The organism is Sphingobacterium humi (assembly GCF_009768885.1).
GTDB lineage: Bacteria > Bacteroidota > Bacteroidia > Sphingobacteriales > Sphingobacteriaceae > Sphingobacterium > Sphingobacterium humi.
The window spans coordinates 54,946-67,187 of record NZ_WSQA01000015.1 but is presented as its reverse complement, the minus strand read 5'-3'; the positions used below and the strand labels follow the sequence as shown (position 1 = coordinate 67,187).

Annotated in this window: 11 protein-coding genes, 1 tRNA gene and 2 pseudogenes; 12 read left to right on the top strand and 2 right to left on the bottom strand. The window is 43.7% G+C overall.

From position 1 onward, the window contains the following. Positions 1-4 precede the first annotated feature (4 nt). From traK to GQF63_RS19960, 10 genes and pseudogenes are all read left to right on the top strand, one after another. Positions 5-628: a conjugative transposon protein TraK gene (traK, locus tag GQF63_RS17015; protein WP_160370445.1), complete on the top strand. Its 624-nt coding sequence runs from the start codon at positions 5-7 to the stop codon at positions 626-628. A 10-nt stretch (positions 629-638) separates the two neighbouring features. Further along, positions 639-1,058: a hypothetical protein gene (locus GQF63_RS17010; protein WP_160370444.1), complete on the top strand. Its 420-nt coding sequence runs from the start codon at positions 639-641 to the stop codon at positions 1,056-1,058. Positions 1,059-1,071: 13 nt separating this feature from the next. Further along, positions 1,072-1,365, top strand: a complete 294-nt coding sequence (locus tag GQF63_RS17005) for a nitrogen regulatory IIA protein (RefSeq protein ID WP_160370443.1) — start codon at positions 1,072-1,074, stop codon at positions 1,363-1,365. A gap of 81 nt (positions 1,366-1,446) precedes the next feature. Further along, positions 1,447-2,748 carry a conjugative transposon protein TraM gene (gene traM / locus GQF63_RS17000; protein ID WP_425500399.1) on the top strand — a complete coding sequence of 434 codons (1,302 nt, stop codon included), beginning with the start codon at positions 1,447-1,449 and terminating at the stop codon, positions 2,746-2,748. A gap of 24 nt (positions 2,749-2,772) precedes the next feature. Next, complete coding sequence (traN, locus tag GQF63_RS16995; protein ID WP_160370441.1) at positions 2,773-3,675, top strand: conjugative transposon protein TraN; 903 nt, start codon at positions 2,773-2,775, stop codon at positions 3,673-3,675. A gap of 17 nt (positions 3,676-3,692) precedes the next feature. Further along, entirely contained in the window at positions 3,693-4,250 is a 558-nt protein-coding gene (locus GQF63_RS16990; protein ID WP_160370440.1) for a conjugal transfer protein TraO, read from the top strand. A 59-nt stretch (positions 4,251-4,309) separates the two neighbouring features. After that, on the top strand, positions 4,310-4,714 hold the full coding sequence (locus GQF63_RS16985) for a DUF3872 domain-containing protein (protein WP_425500400.1): 405 nt from the start codon (positions 4,310-4,312) through the stop codon (positions 4,712-4,714). A gap of 223 nt (positions 4,715-4,937) precedes the next feature. Then, positions 4,938-5,111, top strand: coding sequence for a hypothetical protein (locus GQF63_RS19600; protein ID WP_170292237.1), 174 nt, complete (start codon positions 4,938-4,940; stop codon positions 5,109-5,111). Continuing rightward, positions 5,080-5,478, top strand: a pseudogene (locus tag GQF63_RS19965) (recombinase family protein); the annotation flags it as partial. The gene GQF63_RS19600 and the pseudogene GQF63_RS19965, both read left to right, overlap by 32 nt. Positions 5,479-5,634: 156 nt before the next feature. Further along, positions 5,635-5,820 (top strand): annotated as a pseudogene (locus GQF63_RS19960) (hypothetical protein); the annotation flags it as partial. A 773-nt stretch (positions 5,821-6,593) separates the two neighbouring features. On the opposite strand, the gene GQF63_RS16970 reads toward GQF63_RS19960, so the two are convergent. Together GQF63_RS16970 and GQF63_RS16965 are read right to left on the bottom strand one after the other, a co-directional pair. Continuing rightward, a tRNA-Ser gene (locus GQF63_RS16970) sits at positions 6,594-6,680 on the bottom strand. A 113-nt stretch (positions 6,681-6,793) separates the two neighbouring features. Continuing rightward, positions 6,794-8,923 (bottom strand): HDIG domain-containing metalloprotein, encoded by a 2,130-nt coding sequence (locus GQF63_RS16965; RefSeq protein ID WP_160370438.1) that lies wholly within the window; start codon positions 8,921-8,923, stop codon positions 6,794-6,796. A gap of 140 nt (positions 8,924-9,063) precedes the next feature. On the opposite strand from GQF63_RS16965, the gene rpe reads away from it, so the two are divergent. Both rpe and GQF63_RS16955 read left to right on the top strand, forming a co-directional pair. Beyond that, positions 9,064-9,744: a ribulose-phosphate 3-epimerase gene (gene rpe / locus GQF63_RS16960; RefSeq protein ID WP_160370437.1), complete on the top strand. Its 681-nt coding sequence runs from the start codon at positions 9,064-9,066 to the stop codon at positions 9,742-9,744. Positions 9,745-9,899: 155 nt separating this feature from the next. Continuing rightward, positions 9,900-12,164 carry an aconitate hydratase gene (locus tag GQF63_RS16955; protein WP_160370436.1) on the top strand — a complete coding sequence of 755 codons (2,265 nt, stop codon included), beginning with the start codon at positions 9,900-9,902 and terminating at the stop codon, positions 12,162-12,164. Positions 12,165-12,242 lie beyond the last annotated feature (78 nt).

Genomic DNA, 12,242 nt, shown 5'->3' with positions numbered 1-12,242 from the left:
AGCAATGGAATTTAAAACACTAAGAAATATCGAAAACAGTTTTAGACAGATAAGACTGTACGCCATCGTATTTGCGGTACTCTGTACTGGTGTGGTAGGCTTTAGCGTATGGAAAGCATATCAGTTTGCGGAAGCACAACGTCAAAAGGTTTATGTGCTGGACAATGGCAAATCTCTTATGTTGGCACTCTCGCAAGATGCGAGCCTCAACAGACCTGTTGAGGCAAGGGAACACGTTAAGCGTTTCCATGAACTGTTCTTTACGCTCGCACCGGATAAAAACGCTATCGAAAGCAACATGAAAAGGGCTTTTAATCTTGCCGACAAATCGGCATTCGATTACTACAAAGACCTTTCGGAAAAAGGCTATTACAACCGTATCATTTCGGGCAATGTGCAACAGCGGATCGAAGTGGACAGCGTGGTCTGCAACTTCGATACCTATCCCTATGCCATTAGGACGTATGCAAAACAGTTTATCATCAGGTCAAGCAACGTGACAAGGCGCAGCCTTATAACCTCCTGCTACCTCGTCAACTCCGTTCGTTCAGACAACAATCCGCAAGGTTTCAATATCGAAAAATTTGCCGTGTTGGAAAACAGGGATGTTGAAGTCATAGACCGCTAAAATCAAGATTATGGAAGCAATATCAGATTTGGGCATGTTTGCCAAAATCCTTACCGCCAAAGGATATGACGGCTATTTCCAAACGCAGGGGGCGTATGCCGGAAAATTGAAAGACAGCATCAGCGAATACCTCGCCGACAACCCCAAAGGTGTAGCCAAACAGGACTTGTTGCTGACAGGCTACCTGCAATGGACAGGCGATAACAAACCCCGTGTAGAATGCTGTATGTGGGTGAAATACCTAAACGGCAAATTCTTCCTCAATAAAATGGAGGTTACGAGAAAAGACCAGTTCGGGCAATTACTGAAACAAGAGAAACTAACCAACCTGTCCGTAGTGACCGCCCCAAAAGCAAAAGAGGCAATCGCAATGGTGAGCGATGCACCTGGGCAAAAGGCGGTTCTCAGGCCAAAGCGGTTCAGTTTCTAAAACAGATTAACGCATGAAAAAGCTAAGAATAGAAATCAGTAATTGGTTTGACAAGCTCGATAGAAAGTGGCGGGCGATGCCAGTTAAAGAGCAACAGCGTAAAACGTTGTTGCTCTTTGCAGGCTATGCACTGCTGTCCTTCATCGTACTGCTCGAAGTGTGCTACGATGTAGCGCATTCCGATAATACCATGACCATTGAGCATATCGAAAACCCCATTAGGCAAAATAATTCCTCGGTATCAACGCAGGACAGTATAACAATCTTAAAAGATAAAAATCATGAATCCTGCATGAGTTGCCCTTAAAAAAGCATACGCTCAACTCATGCAAGCTTCATCACAATTTAAAAACAAATTATAGCGATGAAAAACAGTGAAAACAAAAAGGTGAGTTTTAGGGTCGAAGATGACGACCCGAAAAACGGAATGGATGCGACCCAAGACGGGGTGCAGAACAAAGCTGACAAGCTAAAGAAACCTATCATTTTTGCCCTTATGGGCGTGGTGTTTCTCGGCTGTATGTACCTAATCTTCAAACCGTCCTCCGATAAGAAAACGGTCGAGGATATTGGTCTGAACGATGCCGTACCGCAGGCAAGCGATGCAGGGCTTCAATCCGATAAGCAAAAGGCTTATGAACAGGAAATGCTCGAACAGAAAATGCAGGAAAAGCGCAATGCGCTCCTGTCACTATCCGACTATTGGAACGAGGACAGTACCGCCGATCCGGAAGCGGAGCAACCGGATGAGGAATACGAAGACAGCTACGCTGACGGCGGTGGTACACGCAGGAACAGCAACCCTGCTCTGAACAGTTACCGCCATGCGCAAAGTACGCTGACCTCGTTCTACGACAACAGCGATTACGAAACGCAGGAACTCGGCAAACAGATTGAGGAACTCAAAGAACAGTTGGCAGAAAAAGACATACCGCCTGTAACGACAATGGAAGACCAACTGGCTTTGATGGAAAAGTCATACGAAATGGCTTCCCGTTACCTGCCACAAACTCCTGCACAGCCAAACAGTACGGACACAATGGTTTCCGCAAAGAGTGCCTCACAAAAGGAGCATTTTGTGGCATTCACTCCTGTAAGGAAAAACACGGTTTCCGCATTGTACCGTGAACCGACCGACAGTGCTTTTTTGGCAAACTGGAACGAAACCCGAAACCGTGGCTTTTATACGGCAGGTGTTTCGGAACAGGTCATACAGCCCAAAAACAGCATCAAGGCAGTGGTACAGGAAACACAGGTCGTAACGGGTGAAAACGGTGTGCGTTTGCGCCTGTTGGAAATGGCAAAAACACCTGTCCGCTCCATTCCGGCAGGAACGGTACTAACGGCAAATGCCAAGTTTCAAGGTGGCAGGTTGCAGTTAAAAGTAACGTCCATCGAATATGAGGGCAACATTATTCCGGTCGATATAACCGTGTACGATGTGGACGGACAGCAAGGGCTATATGTGCCATATTCGCCCGAAATGAACGCCCTAAGTGAGATAGCCTCCAACATGAGCCAAACCTCCGGCACGTCCATTATGATGACACGCTCGGCAGGTCAACAGATGGCAGGCGACCTTTCCCGTGGTGTGGTGCAGGGTGTATCGGGATACTTCTCTAAGAAAGTGAGGACACCCAAAGTAATCGTCAAAGCCGGTCATCAAATTTTCCTTGTTTCAAAAAACTAATGTTCAACTAAAATAAAAACGAAAATGAAAGCAATATTTAAAAGCCTCTTGGCAATGGTCTGTTTGACAATATTTATCACAGGCGCAAATGCACAGCAAGTTGCATCCAATACCACAAAATTGAGTATGGGCAAGGTAGAGCCTTACGAAATGCAGGTGACGTACAGTAAAACCTCGCATCTGATATTTCCGTCCGCTATCCGCTACGTGGATTTGGGCAGTGAATACCTTATCGCAGGCAAAGCCGAAGATGCGGAAAACGTCTTGCGCATTAAGGCAAGCGTAAGGGATTTTGACGAGGAAACCAATTTTTCGGTTATTACGGACGATGGTCGTTTCTACAATTTCAACGTCTTTTACAGTGCTTATCCGCTGGCGTTGAATTATGATTTGCTGACGATGCAAAAGGCATCGGACAGGGAAAACGGCAACGATGTTCTGTTTGAGGAATTAGGGGGCAATTCTCCGTCACTGGCAGGCTTGCTCATGGAAACGATTTACAAGAAAAACAAACGGATTGTAAAGCATATCGGGTCGAAAAGCTATGGCATACAATTCCTGCTGAAAGGTATCTACGTGCATCATGGAAAATTCTATTTCCATACGGAACTGCGCAACAAAAGCAATGTGCCGTTCAATATTGATTTTGTGAATTTCAAGGTGGTGGACAAGAAAGTCGCCAAGCGTACCGTGGTACAGGAAAAGGCAATGCAACCACTGCGGATGTACAAAACGCTCGGCGAAATCACGGGCAATACGACCGACCAAAACGTGTTCCTGCTTGACCAATTTACCATCACGGACGACAAGGTACTCGTGATTGAAATCTTTGAAAAGAACGGTGGCAGACAACAGGTATTGCAGGTGGAAAATTCAGACCTCGTAAATGCCAAGTTGATAAACGATATGCACCTAAAGATTAATTAACCCAAAACGAAAGAACAATGATAAAATACATTTTTGCCGTGGTGCTTGCCATGTGGAGCATCACGGCGGTACAGTCACAGCGAATGCTCCCCAAGCAAAAGGGATTGGAAGTAAACGCAGGTATGCTGTCCAAAGAAGTGAGCGACAATTACTATCTGAATTTGACCCTTACCGTGAACGGAAAGAACGGCAATTACTGGATATGGGGTGCGGAATATGCCCATCAATTTTCCGGTTACAGGGATGTACAGATACCGCTCGAAACCTATACGGGCGAGGTGGGTTACAGTCTTCAGCTATTGGGCGATGCACGGAAGACCATCACACTGAATGCAGGGCTTACAGCCGTGGCAGGTTACGAAACCATCAACAGGAGCGAGGCAATACTACCGGACGGCTCAACCATCCTTGACAAAGACAATTTTGTCTATGGTTCAGGTGGACGGCTCACACTTGAAACGTACCTGTCCGACCGTTTTGTCCTGCTCCTGCAAGGGCGGACAAAAGTGCTTTGGGGTACGGATTTGAAACAGTTTCGTCCATCGACAGGGATTGGACTAAGGTTTAATTTTTAAAATGATTTGCAATGAAAACATTAATCAGAAAATACAGGCTTCATTTACAGGCATCGTTCATGCTCTTGGCGATGTTGGTCTGCTCCGTGGTGCTGACCTCGTGCGAAAAAGACGAACTCGACATCAAACAGAATTACCCTTTTGAGGTACAGGTGATGCCTGTACCCAAAGAGGTGACGAACGGGCAGACCGTTGAAATACGGATTACCGTTCAACGGTCGGGCAATTTCAGCGATGCGAAATATTTTATCCGCTATTTCCAGTTTGACGGTCAGGGAGCATTGCGCTATTACAACGAACCACCGTATAAGCCCAATGACCTGTACCTGTTGCCACAGACACAGTTTAGGTTGTATTACACTTCGCAATCGACCGTATCACAGTCGTTTGATATTTGGATTTCGGACAACTTCGGGAATGAAAAACAGATAAGTTTCCAGTTTAACAACAGGGAGTTACAATAATTTATACCCCGATAAGCTCATTATAAAACATCATGAAGAAAGCGGTACAGGTTCAATCATCTGTACCGTTTTTTTTTATACAAACTACCCTGCATTGTCTAAGCGAGACAAAGAGTACCTGCGAATGCCACTGAATAAGGTCAGCTGACGTTTCAGAGTAGCTTTAAATAAAGATTGCTAAACGGATAACCTTATTTAAAACTTTAAAAAGGAGGAACAAGTGATGGAAAACGATAAGCAAAAGAAAGCTCCGGAAATTGACAAAAATATCAGGGAAATAATTGAACAAAGAGAGCGTGAAAAAGAAGAAAAATTTGTAAATTTAATCACTGAGATTATCGTAGCCGTAACCCTAAAAGAATACTATGAAAAGAGCGATAAGATACCTGAGATTTAGCCAGATCGGACAAAGTAACGGTTCCATTGAAAGGCAGGAACTTTATACTGACCAATGGCTGAAATTTAATAATGTCGAATTGGTGGATACTTTTATCGACAGAGGCAAGAGCGCACGTACATTTGACCGACCCGATTTCATTAAGCTGAAAGAGTTTATAACCAAGCACCATAGGACAGTAGACTATCTCTTGGTTGACCAACTTGACCGTTTCAGCCGTGATGCAGGGGAAGCAATGAGTATGGTCAAACTCCTGCAACAGAAATACAGTATACAGGTCGTAAGCGTAACGGAAGGCATTGTCTTCGATTATGATACGCCCGGTAGTTTCTTCCGCGCTGGATTGCAGTTGTTGCTTGCCGAAGAGGATAATATCAATCGAAGTATTAAGGTCAAAGGCGGTATCTATACCGCAAAAGCCAAAGAGGGAAGATATGTTTACAAGAACGCACCGTTCGGGTACAGAAAAGAAGGAGAACGCAAGGAACGACGGTTGGTCATAGAGGAAACAGAAGCCAAGATAGTGCGCTTCATCTATGATGCTTATTTAAGAGATACGCCGCTCTATCTGATAAAGGAGCAAGCGCAACGGCTTGGATTTCCGAGAAATGGAAATATGGCGGTCGAACGGGTGCTGAAAAACCCCACTTACGCCGGATTGCTGAGAGTGGAAGCCTACAAGAATTACGCCGGAGGTCTGTTCGATGGCATCCATGAACCTGTTATTGATAAGAATACATGGATGATGGTACAGGAGAAAATCAAACGACCAATAAAAACCAGAACAGTCATCGATGACGAAATCCCGTTGCGCGGAATATTGAAATGCCATTGCGGAAACCCGCTGTCGGGCGCACCATCAAGAGGTAAATCAGGTAAGTATTTCTACTACTATAAGTGCAAACACTCCAAGCATAACAATATCAGTGCTATAAAGGCCCATAACCAGTTTTTGGAAGTTTGTGAGCTCATGAGTCTGCCTGTCGAAAAAGTCAGAAAAATCAGGACAGATGTCAAAAGCTCTATTGATATGGAGATGGCCAACAATCGCAAGAAGGTGATTGAAAAGATTAGTCAATTAAAGGAAGCCGAAGAAAAGCTGTTTGCAGTCGAGGAAAAATGGATAAAAAACGAGATTAACAAGGATACCTATGACCGTTGGTATTCAATATACAATAATGAGATAGTGAACCTCAAAGGTGCGATTGAACGATTGAGCAACGACAAGAGCAAGGCATTCAGCATCATGGAGAAAAACCTCAACCTCTTAACTGATATGCGATACGTATATACTGCATCCGATACTTTGCAAAAGAGGGAATTTGTAAACATGGTGTTCGACAGCAATTTGTACTATGAACAAGGCATCTATCGAACACCCACAATGCTCAGTTTGGTGTCGCATAACCATCTGAAAATGAAAGAAAAAGGATTGTTGATTTACGAAAAAAAAGCGGGGCTTCTTGATGAAGCCCCGCTCAGCGGAGAGGGCGGGATTCGAACCCGCGGTACCGTTTCCAGTACGACAGTTTAGCAAACTGTTCCTTTCGGCCACTCAGGCACCTCTCCGTGTTTCGACAGTGCAAACATAAAGCAAAAATTTCACTCTACAAAGCTGTTTTCACTTATTTTTAACAATTTTTTATTACAAAACAGCAACCTGCTGAATGTCAATAAATTTGTTAATTATCTTTTTTCTTACTTAAATCATAATCGATTCGAACGTGGTAAATGCTCTTGAGCATGGCCTTGAAAATCTTCGACACTTCGGTGATATCGCGCATGGTAATATCGGCGTTTGCGAACTGTCTGGCCATCAATTTATGATCGATAATCTTATCCACCAGGTTATTGATCGACTCTTCTGTAGGCTCTTTTAAGGCGCGGGAAGAAGCTTCCACGGAGTCGGCCATCATCAATACGGCAGTTTCTTTGGAGAAAGGTACTGGGCCAGGGTATTTAAAGCTAGACTCGTCAATAAGTTTATCCGGATTATCCTTTACCGCCAAGTTGTAGAAGTAATCTACTTTGGTCGTTCCGTGGTGGGTTCGGATAAAGTCGATCACTACTTCCGGCATCTGATGCTTACGTGCCATTTCAATCCCTTTCAGCACGTGGCTGATAATGATCTGGGCACTTTGTTCCGGAGTTAATTCCTCATGCGGATTATCGTTGGTCTTTTGGTTTTCGATAAAATACAAAGGGTTAATCATCTTCCCGATATCGTGATACAGCGCACCGGCACGCACCAATAGGGGATTACCACCGATCTTATAAATAGCAGCTTCCGCCAGGTTTGCGACCTGCAGCGAGTGCTGGAATGTGCCAGGAGCTTTTAAGGATAACTCACGCAGTAAACGGGAGTTACTATTGGTCAATTCCATCAAGGTTAAGTCTGAAACTATTCCGAATAGTTTTTCAAATGCGTAAATCAATGGATAGGCGAGTAGCGTCAATCCTACGGATACGGCGAACGGCAATAGATCCTGCCAATAGATGGTGGAAAAAGAGCCGTTACGCGTCAATACCAATCCTACATAGGCGAGGTTATAAGTCGCCAGGATAATCACACTGGATACGAGGAATTGCTCGCGTTTCACGAGGGTTTTGATGCTATAAATGGCCACCATACCCGAAGTAAATTGCAGGAAGACAAAGTCAAAACTATTGGGCACAAAAAGCCCCGCCACCAAGACCATCAGGATGTGGATATTTAAGGCGATACGCGTGTCAAATAACAGGCGGAATATGATCGGCACACTACAGTACGGAATATAATACAGGCTTGGGATCTTCATTTTGATCGCCCAGCTCAGTACGCCCAGCATCACTAGGATAACCAGGAAGATAATAAACAAGAGACGGTTATTGTTGAAGATATCGCGCCGGAAATAGAACAGAAACACCATGAGCAGCGACATCGCCAAGGAGATGAGGATGAAATGGCCAAAGATCACCATGTTCTGCTCGCCAGAGATCTTCGATTCATCTTCAAAAACCTTCCGCAGGGATTCCAGTTTCTGGTAGGTTTCATTATTTATCGTCTTCCCTTGCTCAGCAATAAGTTCATCCTTCTGTACCATACCGCGCGTCGTTGAGATATTAGCCAGCGCATTTTGCTCCACTTTATTGGTTTGGCTTTCGTTGAACACGAAGTTAATGGTTACATAGCTTTTCAATACTTCGGCAAACCAGGCCTTATGTTGAATCAGGTTGTTCTTTTCGAGGGCTTCCCGCAGGTACTTATTGGCCGATTCAATCGTATAGCAGTCGACGGTATTCTTCTGTTGGGCTACATTATCATGCACCAGTACAAAGTTGTACTGCATGGCAGTATCGTCATTTTTTACAGAGTCATTGCCTTTCACCTGAAAGCGGTTGTTCAGCGATATAATGCCTCGCTCGTAAATATAGCTCAGCAGGGCATTGCCCACCTCTCGGTATTTAACGATATCCACCGTGCTGCTGTCCAGTTGGCTGGTCTGCCACTTCTCATTCAGATCGGTGTTAAACTGGTCGATTTGCTCTTTGCTGGCAACATCGTTCAGGTTATAGATAGGCTGCACGGTACGCAAAATGTACTGCTTATCGCGGGCCAACTCCTCTGGAGTTTTTAATATAGCAAAGTTATAGGGCGAGGTTAAGTTCTCGTGGTTCCAAGGTTTTCCCTTTTCATATTCGTATTGGAAGCGGGGTTGCTTGGGTAAAAAGATACAGATCAGGATAATGGTGATCACCACCATACCATATTTCCATAGCGTAGAATTGTTTTGTAATTTATCTTTGGGGTAATTTATTTTGAGTTTTGCCACAGTCTTTATGTCTTCCTTATCAAACAAATGTAAATATTTTAAAGTAAAACCCGCTTATTTGCCGCTTGGTTTCTGAAAAGTGAAGGCTTGTTCGTTAATAGCCACGAATACTTGTTATCTTTGCATTAAAAAATTACAACATGTCTGCAAAAAAACATTTAATTGCACCGTCTATTTTGGCAGCTGACTTTGCCAATCTACAACAAGATATCCAAATGGTAAACCAGAGCGAGGCTGACTGGTTCCATATTGATATCATGGACGGCGTATTTGTTCCTAACATTTCTTTCGGTTTCCCGGTAATGCAAGCGATTGCCAAGCACGCCAAAAAACCTTTGGATGTACACTTGATGATCGTCGATCCGGATCGTTATCTGAAAACCTGTAAAGACAATGGTGCAGCCATTATTACAGTTCACTACGAAGCTTGTACCCATTTACACCGCACCTTGGCCGCTATTAAAGAATTAGGCTGTAAGGCAGGGGTGGCCTTAAACCCTCATACACCGGTATCCTTATTAAAAGATGTGATTCAAGATATCGACTTAGTGTGTTTAATGTCTGTTAACCCAGGATTTGGGGGGCAGAAATTTATTGAAAGAACCTACGCCAAGATCAAAGAGCTTCGTGCTTTAGCCTATCAAGAGAATACCGATTTAATTATCGAGATTGATGGGGGAGTAGGACTTGGCAATGCGGGTAAATTACTTGCTGCTGGAGCCGATGTATTGGTTGCGGGCAGTTTTGTATTTAGTTCAGACAATCCGACCCAGACGGTGAAGGAATTAAAAGAGGTAGACCCTACTGTACAGTTGGTTTAAGGGTTGTTTAGAATATTTCCAAATTAGCCTCAGGTGGCATAAATGCAACTTAAACTTGGTTTTTTTTGTATTTTTGTGCTTGTTGACGTAAATACAAGTTTATGCTCAACAAAAAATAGTTAGAAATAAAAAAATCATATTTAAACTAAAAATACATGGCTTTTGATATAGACATGATCAAGAAAATTTATTCGCAATATGACGAGCGTATTAATGCTGCCCGTCAGATCGTGAATAAACCATTGACATTAGCAGAGAAAATTTTGTATGCACACCTTTGGGATGGTAATGCTACGGAAGCTTACGAAAGAGGTAAGTCTTATGTTGATTTCGCTCCAGATCGCGTAGCGATGCAGGATGCGACGGCGCAGATGGCTTTATTGCAATTTATGCAAGCTGGTCGTCCGAAAGTAGCTGTTCCTTCCACGGTACACTGTGATCACTTGATCCAGGCTCGTGATGGTGCTGATCAAGATTTAACGCGCGCAAAGCAGGAGAGCTCTGAAGTATTTAACTTCTTAAGTTCTGTATCTAATAAATATGGTATTGGCTTCTGGAAACCAGGTGCAGGTATTATTCACCAAGTGGTATTGGAAAACTATGCCTTCCCAGGTGGTATGATGATCGGTACGGATTCACACACCGTAAATGCAGGTGGATTAGGTATGGTGGCTATCGGTGTTGGTGGTGCTGATGCTTGTGATGTAATGGCTGGATTACCATGGGAGCTTAAATTCCCGAAATTAATCGGTGTAAAATTAACAGGTAAATTGTCTGGATGGGCAGCTCCTAAAGATGTGATCTTGAAAGTTGCGGGAATCCTTACAGTAAAAGGTGGTACTGGTGCTATCGTTGAATACTTCGGCGAAGGTGCTGAGTCTTTATCTTGTACGGGTAAAGGAACCATCTGTAACATGGGTGCTGAAATCGGTGCGACGACATCTACCTTCGGATACGACGAGTCTATGGAGCGTTATTTACGTGCTACAGACCGTGCTGAAGTTGCTGATGCAGCAAACGCGATTAAACAACACTTGGTTGCTGATGCGGAAGTATATGCAAACCCAGAGCAATATTTCGATCAATTAATTGAAATCAACTTATCGGAGTTAGAGCCATCTTTAAATGGTCCTTTCACACCAGATTTATACACACCAATCTCTCGCATGCGTGAGGAAGCTGGTAAAAACGGATGGCCTACCAAGGTAGAGTGGGGCTTAATCGGTTCTTGTACCAACTCATCTTACGAAGATCTTTCTCGTGCGGCATCTATCGCTAGACAAGCTGTAGAAAAAGGATTGGTAACCAAAGCTGAATTTGGTATTAACCCAGGTTCAGAGCAAGTACGTTTCACTGCAGATCGCGATGGTTTATTGAAAACTTTCGAAGATTTGAATGCAACGATCTTCACGAATGCATGTGGTCCATGTATCGGTATGTGGGATCGTGCAGGCGCAGATAAGCAAGAGAAAAACACGATTGTACACTCGTTCAACCGTAACTTCGCGAAACGTGCCGATGGAAACCCGAATACCTTTGCTTTCGTAACTTCTCCTGAAATGGTAGCTGCGATTGCCATCTCTGGTGATTTAGGTTTCAACCCACTAACAGATACTTTAACCAACAAAAATGGCGAGCAGGTAAAATTAGATCCTCCTACTGGTGATGAATTACCAGAAAAAGGCTTCGCTGTAGACGATCCAGGATATCAAGCACCTGCTGAAGACGGTTCTTCCGTTCAGGTAGATGTTTCTCCAACTTCAGATCGCTTACAATTGTTAGAGCCATTTGCAGCATGGGAAGGTACAGACCTTAAAGGCTTGAAATTATTAATCAAAGCGAAGGGTAAATGTACAACTGACCACATTTCTATGGCCGGTCCATGGTTGAAATACCGTGGTCACTTAGACAATATCTCCAACAACATGCTTATCGGTGCAGTAAACTTCTTCAACGATAAAACAGATAACGTGAAAAACCAATTGACTGGTGAATACGGACCTGTTCCTGCAACGCAACGTGCTTATAAAGCGGCTAACGTAGGGTCTATTGTTGTAGGTGATGAAAACTATGGCGAGGGTTCTTCTCGTGAGCACGCTGCCATGGAGCCACGTCACTTAGGTGTTCGTGCGGTATTGGTAAAATCATTCGCACGTATCCACGAAACAAACTTGAAAAAACAAGGTATGTTAGGATTAACCTTTGCAAACAAAGATGATTACGATAAGATCAAAGAAGACGATACTATCGATATCATTGGCTTAACAGAATTTGCTCCAAACAAACCATTGACCTTGGTGCTTCACCATGCCGATGGTTCGTCTGAGGAAATCTTAGCTAACCATACGTACAACGAGCAACAAATCGGTTGGTTTAAAGCGGGTGGTGCCTTAAATATCATTCGTTCAAATCAAGCTTAAGACAATCTAAACTAGATTGTTTTACATAACTTTTTATGATTACGGAAAAGCTGTCCTTCGGGGCAGCTTTTTTTATTG